At 70.6% G+C, this 17,145-nt stretch carries 16 protein-coding genes and 1 pseudogene; 8 read left to right on the top strand and 9 right to left on the bottom strand.

Annotated features, from left to right (window positions below; all coding sequences use genetic code 11):
• Positions 1 to 115 precede the first annotated feature (115 nt).
• Together OG520_RS21100 and OG520_RS21095 are read left to right on the top strand one after the other, a co-directional pair.
• Positions 116 to 5,074: a DNA repair ATPase gene (locus OG520_RS21100; RefSeq protein WP_406014185.1), complete on the top strand. Its 4,959-nt coding sequence runs from the start codon at positions 116 to 118 to the stop codon at positions 5,072 to 5,074.
• Positions 5,075 to 5,104: 30 nt separating this feature from the next.
• Positions 5,105 to 7,096, top strand: coding sequence for an NAD-binding protein (locus OG520_RS21095; RefSeq protein WP_399328562.1), 1,992 nt, complete (start codon positions 5,105 to 5,107; stop codon positions 7,094 to 7,096).
• Positions 7,097 to 7,112: 16 nt separating this feature from the next.
• Here the strand turns inward: OG520_RS21095 and OG520_RS21090 are convergent, their stop codons facing one another.
• The 3 genes from OG520_RS21090 to OG520_RS21080 are packed head-to-tail and all read right to left on the bottom strand — an operon-like array spanning position 7,113 to position 8,502.
• Positions 7,113 to 7,820: a hypothetical protein gene (locus tag OG520_RS21090; protein ID WP_406014184.1), complete on the bottom strand. Its 708-nt coding sequence runs from the start codon at positions 7,818 to 7,820 to the stop codon at positions 7,113 to 7,115.
• Positions 7,820 to 8,134 carry a hypothetical protein gene (locus tag OG520_RS21085; RefSeq protein WP_406014183.1) on the bottom strand — a complete coding sequence of 105 codons (315 nt, stop codon included), beginning with the start codon at positions 8,132 to 8,134 and terminating at the stop codon, positions 7,820 to 7,822. The genes OG520_RS21090 and OG520_RS21085 overlap by 1 nt, the downstream gene beginning before the upstream one ends.
• Positions 8,080 to 8,502, bottom strand: coding sequence for a hypothetical protein (locus OG520_RS21080; RefSeq protein WP_406014182.1), 423 nt, complete (start codon positions 8,500 to 8,502; stop codon positions 8,080 to 8,082). The genes OG520_RS21085 and OG520_RS21080 overlap by 55 nt, the downstream gene beginning before the upstream one ends.
• Positions 8,503 to 8,694: 192 nt before the next feature.
• Between OG520_RS21080 and OG520_RS21075 the strand changes: the two genes are divergently transcribed.
• Positions 8,695 to 9,303 carry an exonuclease domain-containing protein gene (locus OG520_RS21075; RefSeq protein WP_406014181.1) on the top strand — a complete coding sequence of 203 codons (609 nt, stop codon included), beginning with the start codon at positions 8,695 to 8,697 and terminating at the stop codon, positions 9,301 to 9,303.
• Between the two features lie 168 nt (positions 9,304 to 9,471).
• Here the strand turns inward: OG520_RS21075 and trpS are convergent, their stop codons facing one another.
• Together trpS and OG520_RS21065 are read right to left on the bottom strand one after the other, a co-directional pair.
• On the bottom strand, positions 9,472 to 10,524 hold the full coding sequence (gene trpS / locus OG520_RS21070) for a tryptophan--tRNA ligase (protein ID WP_406014180.1): 1,053 nt from the start codon (positions 10,522 to 10,524) through the stop codon (positions 9,472 to 9,474).
• Between the two features lie 176 nt (positions 10,525 to 10,700).
• On the bottom strand, positions 10,701 to 11,084 hold the full coding sequence (locus tag OG520_RS21065; RefSeq protein WP_406016532.1) for an ATP-binding protein: 384 nt from the start codon (positions 11,082 to 11,084) through the stop codon (positions 10,701 to 10,703).
• Between the two features lie 170 nt (positions 11,085 to 11,254).
• Between OG520_RS21065 and OG520_RS21060 the strand changes: the two genes are divergently transcribed.
• From OG520_RS21060 to OG520_RS21040, 5 genes are all read left to right on the top strand, one after another.
• A complete protein-coding gene (locus OG520_RS21060) occupies positions 11,255 to 11,470 on the top strand; it encodes a DUF6879 family protein (protein WP_406014179.1) in 216 nt (71 codons plus the stop codon).
• The gene (locus OG520_RS21055) at positions 11,467 to 12,309 is read left to right on the top strand and encodes a helix-turn-helix domain-containing protein (protein ID WP_406014178.1); all 843 of its coding nucleotides are present in this window, start codon (positions 11,467 to 11,469) and stop codon (positions 12,307 to 12,309) included. Before OG520_RS21060 ends, OG520_RS21055 begins: the two co-directional genes overlap by 4 nt.
• Before the next feature lie 87 nt (positions 12,310 to 12,396).
• Positions 12,397 to 12,852: a hypothetical protein gene (locus OG520_RS21050; protein WP_124719750.1), complete on the top strand. Its 456-nt coding sequence runs from the start codon at positions 12,397 to 12,399 to the stop codon at positions 12,850 to 12,852.
• 371 nt (positions 12,853 to 13,223) lie between these two features.
• Positions 13,224 to 13,352: a hypothetical protein gene (locus OG520_RS21045; protein ID WP_406014177.1), complete on the top strand. Its 129-nt coding sequence runs from the start codon at positions 13,224 to 13,226 to the stop codon at positions 13,350 to 13,352.
• 93 nt (positions 13,353 to 13,445) lie between these two features.
• Positions 13,446 to 14,204 (top strand): hypothetical protein, encoded by a 759-nt coding sequence (locus OG520_RS21040; RefSeq protein WP_406014176.1) that lies wholly within the window; start codon positions 13,446 to 13,448, stop codon positions 14,202 to 14,204.
• A gap of 132 nt (positions 14,205 to 14,336) precedes the next feature.
• Here the strand turns inward: OG520_RS21040 and OG520_RS21035 are convergent.
• The 4 genes and pseudogenes from OG520_RS21035 to OG520_RS21020 form a co-directional block, all read right to left on the bottom strand.
• Positions 14,337 to 15,135: pseudogene (locus OG520_RS21035) on the bottom strand (thioesterase family protein).
• Positions 15,136 to 15,365: 230 nt separating this feature from the next.
• Positions 15,366 to 16,505, bottom strand: coding sequence for a Fic family protein (locus OG520_RS21030; RefSeq protein ID WP_406014175.1), 1,140 nt, complete (start codon positions 16,503 to 16,505; stop codon positions 15,366 to 15,368).
• A gap of 55 nt (positions 16,506 to 16,560) precedes the next feature.
• Positions 16,561 to 16,959 carry a VOC family protein gene (locus tag OG520_RS21025; RefSeq protein ID WP_329591013.1) on the bottom strand — a complete coding sequence of 133 codons (399 nt, stop codon included), beginning with the start codon at positions 16,957 to 16,959 and terminating at the stop codon, positions 16,561 to 16,563.
• 15 nt (positions 16,960 to 16,974) lie between these two features.
• A complete protein-coding gene (locus tag OG520_RS21020) occupies positions 16,975 to 17,112 on the bottom strand; it encodes a DUF6126 family protein (RefSeq protein WP_164495278.1) in 138 nt (45 codons plus the stop codon).
• Positions 17,113 to 17,145 lie beyond the last annotated feature (33 nt).

The following is a 17,145-nucleotide window of genomic DNA, read 5'->3' as shown; positions in this document are numbered from 1 at the left end:
CCGAAGCCCGTCCGGCGACGGAGGAAACAGCGCGGCCGGAGGCTGCGCAACCCGACGACCGGACGCACCACCCGCACCGCACGCCTCGTAACACCTCGCAGGGAGAGCCGTACGTATGGACACCGACACCACGACCGCAGCGCCCACCGGCGGCCCCGTGGACGCGGGGACGTACGACGTGCTGCGCCGCCGGCTCGGCGACCGGGCCGCCGAGCTCGCGCGCCGCGCCGAGGAGCTCAACACGCGGCGCACCGAGGTGTTCGGCTCGACCGAGCTCCGGCTCACCGGCACCGAGCAGATCCGCACCGAGCGCGCGGCCGTGCCCCGCGACCTGGTGGCCGTCGGCGGACGGCTGCTGTTCGGCTTCGAACGGGGCCCGGGGGCGGCGGATCCGGCCCAGGTGGCCGATGTACTCGCCCTGTACGAGCCGGAGTTGGGGTCGCCCGTCGCGGACGGGCCGCTGGCCGACGAGAGCTTCGTACGCGAGTTCACGGGGTTGCACCGCTACTACCGCGACGCCCGGCTGCTGCGGCTGCGCCGGGTGGACGGAAAGCTGCTCGCCGTCTTCCGTACCGGCGAGAGCGCGGACGGCATCCGGGTGCTCCGCTGGGCGCTCGGCCCGGACGGTTCGCCGGGCGCGTTCCTGGACGCGCGCGGCGACCGCGACCACGTCTTCCCGCCGTCGCACGACTTCACCTGGACCGTCGCGGGGCGCGAGTCGCACGTCCTCGGCCGGCACCCGCACATCGCGGTGGGCGGGGACGGCGCGGACGCCGCCGTGCTTTACGTCGACACGCTCGGCGGCACCCTCACCGTCAAGACGGTGAACGACACCGGCACTCCCGACGGGATCTACGAGGAGCCGGTCGCCGAACCCCTCCAGTCGCTCGCCGACGCGGAGGTCGAGCACGCCACGATCGGACCGCTGGTCCTGCTCCGGGTCCGCCCGTACAACGAGGAGTCCTGGCGGTACCTGGTCTTCAACTCGCTGCTCGGGACCGTTCTGCGCCTGGACGGCATCGGGCCGGCCTGCCACCGGCTCCCGGAGGACCAGGGGATCATCTTCCCCGGCGGCTACTACCTCACCACCGGCACCGCCAAGACCTTCGACATCGCCGAGCCGCTCACCGACCCGGTCTTCGAGGGCGCCGTCCGTTCCCCGAACGGCGAGGACGTCCTCTACGTCTTCCGCTCCCCCGACGACGGCCGCGGCCTGCTCCTGCCCTACAACCTGATCCGGCAGGAGGTCGCCACCCCGCTCCAGGGCCGCGGCCACGCCCTGCTCGACGACGGCACGCTCGTCCTGCTGCGCACCACCGCCACCGGCGACGAACCGGCCCGGGTCCACCCCTTGCAGCGCTGGCGGACCCCGTACGTCTCCGACACCCACGCGGCCTCCCGCCCCGCCGGGACGGGTCCGCTGGCCCGGGTCGGCAACGCCGATCTGGTGCGCGGGATCTCCGACTGCCTGGCGCTGGCGCACAGCGCCGCCGAGACGACCCCGACCGCCGCCGTGTACGCGCAACTGGTCACGGACTGCACCCGCGCCACCGACCGCTACCACTGGCTCACCGACGCCGAACTCGGTGCGCTCGCTGACCCGTTGGCGGAGCTGAGGGCCACCGCCCAGCAGGTCCTGACCGAGTTCGAGACGGTGCGGGAGCTGACCCGGCAGGCCGCCGAAGCACTCGACGGGGCGGCCGACCGGATCACCGCGCTCGTCCGCCGCATCCGCGGCGAGGCCCCGCGCTCGGCCGCCGCCTGGGTGGACCGGCTGACCGAACTGCGGCGCGCCCACGGCCACTTGGCGACGCTCTCCGAGATGCGGTACGCGGACACCGGGCGGATCGCCGAACTCTCCGCCGCGACCGCCGCCGACCTGGAATCGGCCGCACAGCGCGCCGTCGCCTTTCTCGGCCGGGACGACGCCTTCAGCGGCTACCACGAGGACATCGCCGGCCTCACCGCCGAGGCGTCCGCGCTCGCCACCGTCGCGGACGCGGCGGCGCTCGGCGAGCGGCTGACCGGGATGACGGAGGGCCTGAGCACCGTCACGGATGTCGTCGCCGGTCTCGACATCGGGGACACGACGGTCCGTACGTCGATCCTGGAGCGGATCGCCGAGGTCCTCGGCGGGGTCAACCGGGCCCGCGCCACGCTCGAAGCACGCCGTCGCGAACTCCTCGACCACGAGGGCCGCGCCGAGTTCGCCGCCGAGTTCGCCCTGCTCGGGCAGGCCGTCACCGGGGCCATCGCCGCCTCGGACACCCCCGACGCCTGCGACGAACAACTGGCCCGGCTGCTCCTCCAGTTGGAGAACCTGGAGTCGCGGTTCGCGGAGTTCGACGACTTCCTCGCCGAGCTGGCCGAGCGCCGTACGGAGGTGTACGAGGCGTTCTCGGCCCGCAAGCAGACCCTGCAGGACGCCCGCGCCCGGCGCGCCGAGCGGCTGGCGGATTCGGCGGCCCGGGTCCTGGAGACCGTCTCGCGGCGGCTGTCCGCCCTGCCCGATCTGGACGCCGTCCACACCTACTTCGCCTCCGACCCGATGGTCGCCAAGGTCCGCCGCACCGCCGAGGAGCTGCGCGGACTCGGCGATCCGGTGCGGGCCGAGGAGCTCGACGGGCAGCTGCTGGCCGCCCGCCAGGAGGCCGGTCGGGCGCTGCGCGACCGCAGCGAGCTGTACGCGGACGGCGGCGCCACGATCCGGCTGGGACGGCACCGGTTCGCCGTGAACACCCAGCCCTTCGACCTGACGCTCGTCCCGCACGGGGACCGGCTCGCGTTCGCCCTCACCGGCACGGACTACCGCTCCCCGGTCACCGACCCGGAGTTCGAGGCGACCCGCCCGTACTGGGAGCAGACCCTCCCCTCCGAGTCCCCGCAGGTCTACCGGGGCGAACACCTGGCCGCCCGGCTCCTCGACGAGCGGGGCGCGGACACCCTCGGCGCCCTCGACCCGGCCGAACTCACCTCTCTGGTACGGGAGTCGGCTGCCGCCGGGTACGACGAGGGTCATCAGCGCGGCGTGCACGACGAGGACGCCACCGCGATCCTCACCGCCCTGCTGCGGCTGCACTCCGGGGCCGGCCTGCTGCGCTGCCCGCCCGCCGTACGGGCGTCGGCCCAGCTCTTCTGGGCGTACGGCACGGACGAGGCCCGGCGCACCTCATGGACCCGGCGGGCGCTCTCGCTGGCCCGCGCCCGCGAGACCTTCGGCCTCGCCCCGGCGGTCGACGCCCTTCAGGAGGAGTGGGCGGCCGTCATCCCGGGCGACGACCCGTCCGCCGTCGCCGCGTACCTCTTCGAGGAGCTGACGAGCGGCCCGGCCGGATTCGTGACCAGCGCCGCCGCCCGCACCTTCCTGGACAAGTTCCGCCGTACGACCGGGACTTCGGCGTACGACGAGGATCTTGCCGCGCTCCGCGACGACCTGCCGGCCCGTCGCCAGCTCGTCGAGGGCTGGCTCTCCTCGTACGCCGCCGCGAGCGGCACCGTGATCGACGCGGGCGATCTCGCGGAGGCCGTCGCCGTGGAGCTCTGCCCGGAGCCGGTGCTCGACCGGTACGACTGCGAGGCCCCGCTGACGGCGCGGGTGGACGGCCTGCTCGGCACCCACCCGCGCATCGACCGGGGCACGCTGACCGTCCGGCTCGACGAACTCCTCGCCCGCACCGCCGGGTTCCGCACCGTGGCCGTTCCCGGGTTCCGCGCCTACCAGCGCCGGCGCACCGCACTGGTGAACGCCGAGCGGACCCGGCTGCGGCTGGACGACCACCGGCCGCGCGTCATGTCGGCGTTCGTCCGCAACCGGCTGCTGGACGAGGTGTATCTGCCGCTGATCGGCGACAGCCTCGCCAAGCAGCTCGGCACCGCCGACGCCGACCGGCGCACCGACTCGCAGGGCCTGCTGCTGCTCGTGTCGCCGCCCGGCTACGGCAAGACGACGCTCATGGAGTACGTCGCCGACCGGCTCGGCCTGGTCCTCGTCAAGATCAGCGGACCGAACCTCGGCCACGACGTGACCTCGCTGGACCCGGCCCAGGCCCGCACCGCGACCGCCCGCCAGGAGATCGAGAAGATCAACTTCGCGCTGGAGTCCGGCAACAACACGCTCCTCTACCTCGACGACATCCAGCACACCTCACCGGAACTGCTCCAGAAGTTCATCCCGCTCTGCGACGCCACCCGCCGCATCGAGGGCGTGCGGGACGGCGAACCGCGCAGCCACGACCTGCGGGGCAAGCGCTTCGCGGTGTGCATGGCGGGCAATCCGTACACGGAGTCGGGCGAGCGGTTCCGCATCCCCGACATGCTCGCCAACCGGGCCGACGTCTGGAACCTCGGCGAGGTGCTGAGCGGCCGCGAGGACGTCTTCGCGCTGAGCTTCGTCGAGAACGCGCTGACCGCCAACCCGGTGCTGGCCCCGCTCGCCGGACGCTCCCGCGACGACCTCGTCCGGTTCGTACGCCTCGCCTCCCACACCGCCCCGGCGCCGGGCGCGGACCGGCTGGACCACCCGTACACCCCCGCCGAGGTGGACCGGATCGTCGCGGTCCTGCGCCATCTGCTGACCGCCCGGGACACGGTGCTCGCCGTGAACGCCGCGTACATCGCCTCGGCGGCGCAGACGGACACGACGCGCACCGAGCCGCCGTTCCGGCTCCAGGGCTCGTACCGCAACATGAACAAGATCGCCGAGCGGATCGTGCCGGTGATGAACGACGCGGAGCTGTCCGCCGTCATCGACGACCACTACGCGGGCGAGGCCCAGACGCTGACGAGCGGCGCGGAGTCGAACCTGCTGAAGCTCGCCGCGCTGCGCGGCCGGCTCAGCACCGAACAGTCCGCGCGCTGGTCCGCGATCACCGCCTCCTACGTCCGCACCCAGGCGCTGGGCGGCCCGGACGGCGACCCCATGACCCGGGCCGTCGCCGCGCTGGGGCTGCTCGCGGACCGGATCGCGGCGGTCGAGTCGGCGATCGTCCGGGTCGCGGACCCGCGCCACCTGCTCACCAACCCGCAGGCCCGGCACGCGGCGCCCCCGCCCGCCGGGCCGACGGAAGACCACTGACCGCACGCTCGCACAGGAGAGGAACAAGGCATGCTGGGTCACGTGCCCCCACTTCCCCAGCAGCCCCAACGTTCCCCGTTCAGCGGACATATGGTCGTCTGCGGCGACGACGCACTGGCCAGGCGGCTCGCCGTCGAACTGCGCTATGTCTACGGGGAGCGGGTCACCCTCCTCCTCCCGCCCGGACGTGACGCCCGCCGACCGGAACTGCCGCTGACCGGAAGGGGTTTGGCGGGCCTGTTCGGCCGCATGTCGTCGGCGGTGATCCGCAACGGCGGAGGCGGCGGAGGCGGGGCCGACGCGCTCGGCGACGACACCAACGCCGGAGTCGAGGCGGTCCGCATCCTGGAGGCGCCGGAGCCGTCCGACGAGGCCTTCGAGGAGGCGGGCGTCGAATCGGCCTCCGCGCTGGCGCTGGTCTACGACGACGACGAGCGCAACATCCGCGCCGCGCTGACCGCCCGCCGCCTCAACCCCCGTGTCCGGCTGGTCATCCGGCTCTACAACCGCAAGCTGGGCCAGCACCTGGAGACCCTGCTCGACCAGGCCGCGGCGGTCGCCACTCCCGGCCTGGACCGGACCGCGCTGGACGCCTCCACCACCGTCCTCTCCGACGCCGACACCGCGGCCCCCGCCCTCGCGGCGACCGTCCTCACCGGCTCCAGCAAGGTCATCCAGGCGGAGGGCCTGCTGCTGCGCGCCGCCGAACGCACCCCGCCCGGGGGCGGCCAGATCGCCGACCCCGGCCTGTGCACCCTCGCGCTGCTCTCCTCCACCACCCATGACCCGGCGGGCACCGAGGGCTCCGACAGCAGCGGCGACGAGGGGCCCCGGCTGCTGCCCGACGAACGGCAGGTGGCGGCGGCGACGGGGCGCGGCACGATCGTCCTGGAAGCGGTCAGCCAGGCCGGCCCGCCCGGTCCGACACCCCGGATGGGCGGCCGGGGCGCACCACTCGGCCAGGTCTTCTCGCGGCGGCTGCGCTGGTCAGCGCTGGGCGTCGGCCTGGCCGTCCTGGCCCTCGCCGTCGCCTCCACGCTCACCACCGGCGACAATCCGCTGCACGCCACCTACCTCACCCTGCTCGACCTGTTCGCGATGGGCGACCCGGCGATCGGCGATCCGACGGCCCGCCAGATCATCCAACTTCTGTCCGGTGTCGCCGGGTTGATGCTGCTCCCGCTCCTCGTGGCCGGCGTCCTGGAAGCCTTCGGCTCGCTCCGCACGGCATCCTCGCTGCGCCGCCCGCCGCGCGGCCTGTCCGGCCATGTGGTGCTGCTCGGCCTCGGCAAGATCGGTACACGCGTCCTCGTCCGGCTGCGCGAACTAGGCATCCCCGTGGTGTGCGTGGAGAACGACCCGGACGCGCGCGGCATCCCGGTGGCCCGGCGGCTGCACGTACCGGTGGTCCTCGGCGACGTCACGCAGGAGGGCGTCCTGGAGGCGGCGAAGATCCAGCGCTCCCGCGCCCTCCTCGCCCTGACCAGCGCCGACACCACCAACCTGGAGGCGGCCCTCTACGCCCGCTCGGTCAAGCCGGACCTGCGGGTGGCGCTGCGCCTGTACGACGACGAGTTCGCCACCGCCGTCTACCGCACCCTGCGCACCGCCCACCCCCAGGCCGTGACCCGCTCCCGCTCCGTCTCCCATCTGGCCGCCCCGGCCTTCGCGGTCGCCATGATGGGCCGGCAGATCCTGGGCGCGATCCCGGTCGAGCGGAAGGTGATGCTCTTCGCGGCGGTCGAGGTGGCGGGCCATCCGCAACTGGAGGGCCGCACGGTGGAACAGGCGTTCCGCGCGGGCTCCTGGCGGGTCCTCGCCCTGGACGCCACCCCGCCCGGCGACCGCCGCCCCGACCTGGCCTTCTCCGAATCGGCCACCCCGGACCGCCCGTCCGGCCTGGTGTGGGACCTGCACCCCGGGTACGTACTGCGCCCCGAGGACCGCGTGGTGATCGCCGCGACCCGCCGGGGCCTGGCCGAACTCCTGCGCAGACGCCGCCCGGTGGCCCCGAGGGCGTGACGTTCGCAGTACCGGCTCACCAGTGGGTGAAGTCGTACACCGCTGAGCAGTACGGGTCCCGGACCTCGGAGATGTTCCACTCCAACTCGTCCGACACGAGAGAGGGCAGTGCGTACGCCAGCGCGGTGTGGTCGACGGTGGCGTTCCCGTTCTCGTCGCGCAGCGCTACGTCCAGACCAATCCGGTCGGGCGGTATCGGGGTGTCGACGTATAGCCGAGCAGTGTGCTCGTCCAGAAGCAGGAACCCACTGAGATGCAGGCTCTCCTCTGTCGTTTGCCGGCCTGGTTCCAGCATGGACACCGTCGAGTAGAGGGCGTCGGTCACGTCGTAGGACGGCGCCTGCAGCAACCTCAAGACCTCGGGGCGCGCATCGACGACGGGGGCGTCCGCTTCTTGGCCGCCCCGGTCTCTCGCCCCGCTGACCAGGTGCCGCAGAGCCGCGATGAGGCTCCACCAGGGGATGCTGTCGTCACGGCTGTCCGTCAGGGGAAGGTCGTATGCCGTCGAGGTGGCCGCGTCGCGACCGTCCCACACCACGACACGCGTTGCCGCAGGGTCTTCCGGCGGCTGGAGAACCCCTCTGACCACCAGCGCGGGCGCCCCGGACAGCGGCACGGGCACCAGACGCAGAAGCTGCCCCATGAGTGTCCGGTGCAGATCCGTCAGCTGCTCCTCGCTCCAGCCACTGCGGGAACGCGAGGGTTCGGGCCCGGAGGAGTCCACTACTTGTTGACCTTGTCGGGGCAGCGGTTCTTGGGGACGTTGCGGCAGTAGGCGGTGATGACGCCGATCTTGTCGTGCTTGTTCTTCAGCACGTAGTCCGCTTTCTCGGTCTGCCAGTGATATTGGGCGATGATGCGGATACGGGCCAAGACCTTCGGAGGCCCGTCGAGAGGACCAGGGGTCGTCGAGAGGACACCGTCGTAGACCAGACGGTGGGGCCGTCCCGGATCTGCCTTGGGGGTATGGCTGCCTTCGGTGATCAGCTTGATGACGTTCGGGTTGGTGATGTTGTGTTCTGCGAGAAATGCCGCCATCCCAGCGCGCTGTTCCCGACCCTCGTGGGGATGGTTTTGCCATTCAGATCCTTGGCTTTGAACTTGACGGTGCTCCAGTTGGAGGCCCGCAGGACCTGCTCGGCGGGTTCCGTCACCGAGGCATCGGAATATGCAATGCGTTGACGGTCGGCGGCCCGGTCGAACTGTTCCTGGGACAGGACGGCACCGTGTTCGTCCGCGCCTTTCAATACCGCAGGGCCGTATCGCTGCTCGAATTCCTCATTCGACATGATGACGGTGTGCTGTGGCTCTCCTCCGGTGTCAGTGCCCACCCCCTGCGTGGAGGGGGCAAGGGCCAGAACGCCGCCGGCCGCGAGGCAGGCAGCGGACAGAAGAACGGGGCGCATACGGGATCTCCAAGTCTCGCCGGAGCCAGGCACGTTATGCCGGTGGCCCGGCCGTGGTGCTGCGGCACACCACAGGCCGGTCGTCGTTCACTCGACCGTGACAGGGCGGATGCGGATCGGAGCGGGGAGCGGGCACGGGTCCCGCCGAAATCCACATGCCCGGCGATTTCCCCGCCCCCTACCCTGCCCTCCATGGACACGGCCCCCGAACTCCTGAACGTGATCGACATCGAGGCGACGTGCTGGGACGGGCAGCCGCCGCCCGGTGCGGTGAGCGAGATCATCGAGATCGGGCTGACCGTCGTCGACCTGCACGCGGCCAATGGGGTCTCCCCTGCTCGAACGGAGTTGAGAGCTCGGGGAAGGGTTGCCCGCCACCGGATCCTGGTCCGGCCCGCCCGGTCCACGGTCAGCGCCTTCTGCACCGAGCTGACCGGCCTCACCCAGGCCGAGGTGGACACGGGCGTCTCCTTCGCCGAGGCCTGCCGCCTGCTCGCCGCCGAGCACGCGTCGGGCATACGTCCCTGGGCGAGCTGGGGCGACTACGACCGCAACCAGTTCACCCGCCAGTGCCGGGCGACCGGCACCCGCTATCCGTTCGGCCACCGCCACACCAACGCCAAGCTCCCCTTCACCTCCTCCTACGGCCTGCGCAAGCGCCCCGGCATGGCCCAGGCCCTGGAGGTGGCGGGCATCCCCCTGGAGGGCCGCCACCACAGCGGCGCGGACGACGCCTGGAACATCGCGGCGCTGATCCTGGAGGTGGCGGCCCGGGGCTCCTGGCCGGAACCCACCGCCTGAGGGCTAGGGCCTGTCCGGCGGATCAGGGTCGGGCAGGGCGCGGCGTCTGGTGCGGTGCATCGCAAGGCGCCGGAGCGTCCTGATAGCGGAGCTGTCCGGGCGTTTCGGCAACGCCGCGAGGTGCCGTGCCAGACGCCGCGCCCCCGGCCATGATCCGCCGGACAGGCCCTAGAGCCCGCCGCCCATCACCCCCCGCACCTCGTCCAGCGTCGCCGCCGCGATCTCGTTGGCGCGCTCGTTCCCGGCCCGGAGCACCGACCGTACGTACCCCATGTCCCGCGCGTACTCCGCCCGCCGGGCCCGGATCGGCGCCATCCGGCTGTTGACGGCCTCGGTCACCGTCCGCTTGAGCGCGGCAGCGCCACCCCCACCGATCTCCTCCGCCACGGCATGCGGGTCCCGGTCCAGACAGAGCGCCGCCAGCAGCACCAGCGAGGAGACCCCCGGCCGGTTCTCGGGGTCGTACGTGATGTAGCGCTCGGCATCCGTCTTCGCGCCCTTGATCAGCCGGGACGTCTCGTCCGCGTCGGCGCCCAGCGCGATGGAGTTGCCCCGGCTCTTGCTCATCTTGGTGCCGTCGGTGCCGAGGAGGAGCGGCGCGTCGGAGAGCAGCGCGTCCGGCTCCGGGAAGACCACCCCGTACCGCTCGTTGAAGCGCCGGGCGACGGTCCGCGTGACTTCGAGGTGCGGCAGCTGGTCCTGCCCGACGGGCACCAGGTTCCCCTTGCAGAACAGGATGTCGGCGGCCTGGTGCACGGGATACGTGAACATCAGCCCGCTGACGGCCGACTGCCGGGAGTGCGCGATCTCGTCCTTGACGGTGGGATTGCGGTTCAGCTCGGCGACGGAGACCAGGCTCAGGAACGGCAGCATCAGCTGATTGAGCGCGGGCACGGCGCTGTGGTTGAAGACCGTCGAGCGTGCCGGGTCGATCCCGACTGCCAGATAGTCCAGCAGCATCCCCTCCATGTACTCGCCGAGCCGGTCGGCGACGTCCCGGTCGGTGAGCACCTGGTAGTCGGCGATGATCACGAAGACGTCCACCCCGAGCTCCTGGAGCCGGACGCGGTTGTGGAGGGTGCCGAAGTAGTGCCCGAGGTGCAGGGGCCCGGTGGGCCGGTCCCCGGTCATCACCCGGAACTTCTCCGGGGCCTGCCTGATCCGCGCTTCCAGGTCGGCGGTGGTCTCGGTGGCTGCGGCTGTGGCAGTCGCTGTGCTCATTGGGTCTCTCTCCTCGCGATGGTGGTTGCGTGGAGGACGGCCCGCCGTGACCACCGGCATCCGTACCCGTACGAGGGCAACGAAAAGGGCCGTCCATATCGAACGGCCCTGATTCCGTGCAGAGGGAGGCGGCCGCTCCTAGAAGGAGCGCCACCAGTTTCGGCACAGTACGGAGGTCATGACCCGAGCGTAACCGAACCGAACTCCGCCCACACGACCTTTCCCGGCCCGCGCCGCGCCCCGTACCCCCACCGGTCCGCCAACGCACCCACCAGCACGAGCCCCCGCCCGCCACACGCACCGGGCTCCGGCTCGCGCGCCTCCGGCGGCGCGTCCGAGGCATCGTGCACCTCGATCCGCACCCCGTCGCCCAGCGGCCGGAACCGGGTCTCGATCTCCCGCCCCGGCGAGACCCAGGCATGCCGCCCCGCATTGGTCAGCAACTCCGACAGCACGAGCACGGCGGACTCCTCCCACTCCGAGAGCCCCCACCCCGCGAGCGCGGAACGCAACTCCGCGCGGGCCAGCGATACGCAACGCGGGTGCCGACTCCAACGCATCACGACAGCGCGGTCCGCCGCCCCACTCACCGGCCCACCACCCCACTGAGAACCGGGCTCGGCCCCGCCTCGATCCCCTGCTGAGCCAGCCACCACGCCCGCCGTCGCTCCCGCCGGAACCGGTTCTCGGCACGCTCCCAGCAAGCGAACTCAGCTTCCTGAAAGCTCAGTTGCGACCTCGGACGGACCGGGAAACAGGGCCGCACGAGCCCACTTCCCCGCTGTTCCCCCTGGTCCTGCACTTCGACGAGCAGGACAGGCTGCTCGGAACCGAGCTGGTCGAGGACCCGGCACGCATCCTCGCGTTCTGCCAGGTGCGAGACGCGGCCTGGCATCGCGCGATCCCGCGCACGGAATTCGTGACACAGGTAGCTTCAACTGTGTGAGCACCGATTTTCAACAGGCCCGCGAGACCCTCGGTGCGCGGCTTCGTGAGCTGCGCACCGAGGCAGGGCTGAACGGCAAGGAGTTCGCCGAGGCACTTGGCTGGCAGCGGTCCAAGGTGTCACGGCTGGAGAACGGGAAACAGACTGCCACCACCACCGATCTGGAGGCGTGGGCTCGTGCGGCAGGGGCCCACGAGGCTTCAGGGGAACTCAGGGGACGGTTGCGCGGTCTGGAGACCACGTACCGCAGTTGGAGACGGCAGCTTGCCGGCGGTCACCGTGCACTCCAGGAAGCCAACGCCGTTCAAGAAATGGAAGCGGAGACCGTCCATCTCTTCGAGTCGGGAATCATTCCTGGGATCTTCCAGACCCCCGACTACGCGCGTGGCGTACTGACGGATGTGTCCAACCGAATTGGCTCACCGAGCGACGTCGAAGAAGGCGTGCGCGCCCGCATGAAGCGCCAGGAGGCGCTCTACCAGCCGGGCCATCACTTCCACGCTCTTATATGGGAAGGCGCCCTGCACGTCGTGCGCTGCTCGCCGGAGAGCATGATTGCGCAACTTGACCGGTTGGCCGGCCTTATCGGCATGGACACGGTCACCATCGGCATCGTGCCGCTTGGTGTACGCACCCCGTTCTCATCCAAACACGGCTTCTGGATCATCGACGAGCGCCTAGTCATCGCCGATACCTGGAATGCCGAAGTGTGGCTCGACTCCTCCGAGGAGATCGCGTTCTACGTGAAGCTCTGGGACCAGATTCGGAACTCTGCCGTGTTCGGCCACCAAGCGCACCGCCTCATTGGACGTGCACGCGCCCACCTCAGCCCCACGTAGGCAACAAACCCCAACCGTCATGACACCTTGCGCAATCTGCCGCAACTGGCCCACAACTCTACATTCAGCCTCCGTACGGTGCTGGTCATGGCCCCTCGCACACGCAATCCGGGCTCGGACTGGCTGGCCTCCTGCGCCTCCGACCCCGTACAGGTACACCGCACGTGGGCAACCGACGGTCTCGCCCTCATTCGCGCCGAGCGACGCTGGGTCGCTGTCGAAGCAGACCTGATGCGCTCCGTCCACGCGTTGCAGCACATCGCCCCCGACCGGCTCGGCCCCCTCCTCGTCCGTCCCGGCGAGGACCTCGCGTGGTGGCTGGCACCACCGCACGCGGAAGCCCTCCTCGCGGGCATCCCCGGGCTGCGCGTCCGCCCCGAAGGCCAGCCACTGCGATGCCCACCGGCCGAGCGGTACATCGATGGGCTTGGCTGGCTGGAGAAGCCCGACGGTGCGGGGCGGCTGACCGATCCCGCCGAGCTCGGCGCTGCCTTCGGTGTCCGAGCAGCGTGTTCGCGCCTGCCCGCAGGGGCTTTCGGATGACAGATCTCCAAAGCTCCGGCGAATTGCCGCCCGTAGCCACACTCTCCCGGGAACAGCGGCGCGGCGTGCACTGCGTGTGGTGCTCAGCAGCTCTGTCGGTGCGCACCGCCGTGAACTTGGGCGCACGCGAGATCGCCGTCTTCGGCACCACCGTCCAGTGGTTTCCCCGTTGCTGCATCAGCTGCCGCGACAGCCACCCGGAGTGAATTCCTTCCAGGAATCCGTCCTCGCAGGCAGCCCCCGCGCCGCCAGCAGGAACGGCCGAGGTCCCGCCCCCGGGAATGTCCGGCAAGACCGTCCGGGGGCGGGCTGCAGGTGCACGGCAGGGCAGGGGATCCGCCCTGTCCTGGTGACTGGAGGAGGCGACAGCGTTGACCTTCGGAGAAGCACTGACGCGCCAGGCAACCGTATCGGGCGGGGACAACGGGGGCCACGGGGCGGACGACACCGACATCGAGGACGGCGACGGCAACGGGGGGAGCGGCTCTCCGGGCCACTGATCACCGGCAACCGTCGGTCACCGCCCCGAGAACAGTAGGAGCAGGTCCCCGGTTCCGGCCGGGGGCCTCACCCGCTCGAAAGAGACTCCGCGCATGAATCTCCTGGTCGTCGACTGGGATTTCTTCTTTCCCACCCCGGCCTCGGGTGGCCCTCGGGGCCCGCACGATGAACTTTTCAACTGGCTGGTGGCCGAGGACGAGTTCCACACGGAGACCGTCTGGGAGGCCAGGCTCCGGGACTTCCGGTCTGCGGGAATCGATCTGCCGCAGGTGGAGGGATGGCAGGGCTTCTGGGATCGCTTCACCTTCGCTCCCGGCACGTCCCTCACGTACGCCGACAGCAACGCATGGGCCGCCCACCTCTGGCCGTCCGACCTCGGTGCACAAGCTTCTGCCTGGCATGCGGTCCACCTGTACGACGCCCACCACGATGCCGGGTACCGGACGAACCACGACAGCTTCGACGCCTGGAAGGAATCCGGCGACGGCATCCGGTGCGAGAACTGGATGCTCGCTCATGCGTGGGCGGGCTCCGATTTCCATGTCCACTTCCCGCCCTGGCGCGAGTCACTGGCCCGGCCACCGGAGACCCCGCTCGTTCCGGTGACGATGGCCATCGACGACGGCACGCCCCCGGCCGTGGCGTTCGATCTCGTCTTCGTCTGCCGGTCCGGGGCGTGGGTGCCGCCTTGGGCGGACGGGGCGTTCAGCGAATTCCTGCGGAGCGCCCCGATGCCGCGAACGGTCTTCCACCGGAACCGCTGGGTTCATCCACGCCCTGACCCGGCCCGTATGGCGGACATGAAGGCCGCGCTGTACCGCAAGGTCGACGAGATCACCGGCGACAGCTGACAGAGGCGATACGCCCTCCGGCGGCATCTCGGCAACGCCAGCTCGTCCTCGGTACGCGAGCCGGCGCTGCGGCGGCGGTGTCAGGGCCTGCCGGAAGAGGCGCCTCGCCGCGTGACGGCCATGAGCGGCGGTTCAGTCACTGGGCAGCGGGCGGACGGTGAGGATCTGTTCGGCATGGCCGACGGGTCCTCGGAGGTCGTGCAGGACGCTGCTGGTGAGTCCCTGCCCCGACGGGCCGAAAGTGGTGGTGGTGTCCAGTCCGGTCCACGGTCCTTCCGGCTGCCTGTGCAGATGGATCGTCAGGTCCAGGTTCGGGAACATCCACGCGGTGGGGTCCTGCTGGACGGCGATGCCGTTCGCGATGTCCACCAGCGCGATGTACGAGGCGAGGGGACCGATCGGCTCGCCGGCGACCAGGTCGACGGGCGAGGACGCCCAGGCCGCCGTGCGTCCCTTGCGGAGCGGAGGCGTTCGACGGACGTCGATGGACGAGACGAACTCTCCGTCCCACCTCTCGCTCATGGGGAGTGAGTTCCTCGGGGGCCGGGAGCCGCTCGTGGGGGCTGTCGGCGACGGCGGAGGTGTCCAGGGACGCCAGCAGCCAGGCACGGGCGCGGACGACCGGGCGGCCGCCGATGGTCACGGTCGCTTCGAGGAGTTCGATGGTCCGGCCGGGACGAACGGTCTCGACGGTGATCTCGCACTCGTCGAGAGCGATGCGGCCGAGGATGTCGTAGCTGATCCTGGCGATCACGAGATTCCCCGGCCGCGTCGCGAGGTGCCGTTCGAGGGCGTGCGCGACGAGCCCGGCCAGCGGGCTGAAGTGCTGTTCGTCGGTGCTCCACGCGCCCCCGGCGTGAGCCGTTGGTTTGTAGGAGTGTTCGCCCGTCCGCTCGTAGTAGCTCTCGCGCTCGGCGACGCCTGTGGTCACGGGATCCGTCTCCTTGAACAGGGCAGGTGATGCACGGGACTGCTGCATCTACCACGCATCGTAGGGAGCGCAGCCCTCGCCGGGCACCGTGATCTCACGCACAGGCGGTCGGGCAGGACGACGGATTGTCCGCGTGCAGCACGGCGTGGACGAGCGGATCGGCTGAAGTACGTCGAGGGGATCTGGGGACCCTGTTCCCGGCCGACTACGTCGCCTCCATGGAGGTGTGATCACAGGGCATACGGATCGCTGATGGTGTGCCGCCGGTGCGCCGTGGCCAGTACCCGTTCCGGGAACCGCGGTCCGGCGATGTAGTGGCGGCCTTTTGTCCGGCCCACGGCCGTCAGCAGCTGCGCCTTGGTGAGTGCCTGCAGATCGCGCGTGGCCTGCTGTGTGTTGATCGACTCTGCCTTCTCGTAGCGGCTGCGCCGCACCCGGCCGACCATGGCCACCTCGTGCAACGCGGTGACCTGCCGCTCCGTGACTCCGTGTGTGCCCGCCTCCTCCATCAGTTGCACCCAGCAGTCGTTGGAACGGTCGACACGGCGTTGCACGCGCTGGGTCTGCTGGTGGTAGGCGAGCAGGTTGAATCTGATCCAGGGCAAGGTGTGGCGCTCCGGCGACCAGACCGGTCCTCCGACCTCTCGCAGCACCTTGTAGTACTCCCAGGTGTTACCCGGCATGCCCAGCCATTCCTCGATCGAGGAGAACTCGGGGGCGAGCACACCACCGCGTGCGATGAGAAGGGTCTGCAGCGAGCGGGACATACGGCCGTTGCCGTCGGACCATGGGTGGATCTTCACCAGGTTCAGATGGGCCATGGCAGCGCGGAGCAGCACATGACTGTCCAGGTCGCCTTCGTTGAGCCAGTCCACGAGCTCGCTCATGAGCCCGGGAACCCGCTCCTGGTCAGGGCCCTCGTAATCGGTGGCGAGCTCGTCTCCCGGCGCGGTGATGCGGATCGAGGTCCTGCGCCACTGCCCGGCGAGCTTGCGGGGGTGGTGATGCCCCTGGAGCATCCAGTGCAGGCTGTTGAGAAGTTCCTTGCTGTATCGGAAGTCGGTCACATCGTGCAGTGACTGGATATACGTCATGGCCTGTTGGTAGGCCAGCGTCTCCGCCTTGTTCTCGTCACTGGCCTCGACCTCGCGCTCGCCATCCATCAGGTCGGCGACGTCCACGGCATCGACGCGGTAGCCCTCGATCGTGTTGGACGCCGCGATGGCACTGGCCGTCAGGGCCTTGCGCAGATCGAGAGTCCACTTCATCGGAGCCTGCTGCACCGCGTTCCGCAGCTGTTCGCGCAGGGCGTTGATCTGCTCCAGGACCCGAAGGTCGGACGAATCCAGGCGCGGCATCTCATACAGCATGGCGCAATGATACCCAGTGACTATCATTTCACCGAGTTGCACCCTCGCCACACTGTCAGGAATTGCTCCACCCGCGTCGGCACAGGACGAGCCGGTATCCGTCCGGGTCCTCCACGGTGACGCCCCACTCGTTCCAGTACGGGTTCGGCGACTCGACCCGCTTGCCGCCGTGCTTCTCCAGCCGGTCCACCAGTTCCTGGGGCACGGGCCCATCCAGGTAGAGGACGAGCAGGTCCTCCTCGGTGGGGTGAGGTTCGCCGCCGTGGACGAGTTCCAGGTGCCAGGGGGCGTCCGGGTGCCCCACCATCAGGAGGTCATGGGTGCCGGGCGCCCGTTCCGCGCCGGCGCGCCACAGCACGTCCAGGCCGAGGCCGTGCACCCAGAAGCGTTCGGCGGCGGCCAGGTCGCGGGACGGCCGGGCGATGCGGATATGGGTCTGTCCGGTGAACGGCACGGCGGGGCTCCTGCCTCACTTCTTGGCGTGTTCGCCGACGTAGAACAGGATCCAGATGAAGCCCGCGAAGAGATGCGTGGCGAAGACGTAGACGAAGACGCGCAGGGCGACGCCGCGCTCCTTCCAGCGCTCGCTCTCGCTTCCCTCGCTCACAGTCCTGCCTCCGTCGGGCGCGGGCCGTGTCCG

Origin of the sequence: Streptomyces sp. NBC_00984, assembly GCF_045162475.1 — a bacterium.
In the GTDB taxonomy this organism is placed as follows: domain Bacteria; phylum Actinomycetota; class Actinomycetes; order Streptomycetales; family Streptomycetaceae; genus Streptomyces.
This window is presented reverse-complemented; position numbering and strand designations above follow the sequence as displayed.

Coding starts and splice junctions, on each gene's coding strand:
- OG520_RS21100 (WP_406014185.1), top strand. CDS start 116: ATGGACACCGACACCACGACCGCAGCGCCCACCGGCGGCCCCGTGGAC.
- OG520_RS21095 (WP_399328562.1), top strand. CDS start 5,105: ATGCTGGGTCACGTGCCCCCACTTCCCCAGCAGCCCCAACGTTCCCCG.
- OG520_RS21085 (WP_406014183.1), bottom strand. CDS start 8,134: ATGGCGGCATTTCTCGCAGAACACAACATCACCAACCCGAACGTCATC.
- OG520_RS21080 (WP_406014182.1), bottom strand. CDS start 8,502: ATGCGCCCCGTTCTTCTGTCCGCTGCCTGCCTCGCGGCCGGCGGCGTT.
- OG520_RS21075 (WP_406014181.1), top strand. CDS start 8,695: ATGGACACGGCCCCCGAACTCCTGAACGTGATCGACATCGAGGCGACG.
- trpS (WP_406014180.1), bottom strand. CDS start 10,524: ATGAGCACAGCGACTGCCACAGCCGCAGCCACCGAGACCACCGCCGAC.
- OG520_RS21065 (WP_406016532.1), bottom strand. CDS start 11,084: ATGCGTTGGAGTCGGCACCCGCGTTGCGTATCGCTGGCCCGCGCGGAG.
- OG520_RS21050 (WP_124719750.1), top strand. CDS start 12,397: ATGGCCCCTCGCACACGCAATCCGGGCTCGGACTGGCTGGCCTCCTGC.
- OG520_RS21040 (WP_406014176.1), top strand. CDS start 13,446: ATGAATCTCCTGGTCGTCGACTGGGATTTCTTCTTTCCCACCCCGGCC.
- OG520_RS21030 (WP_406014175.1), bottom strand. CDS start 16,505: ATGCTGTATGAGATGCCGCGCCTGGATTCGTCCGACCTTCGGGTCCTG.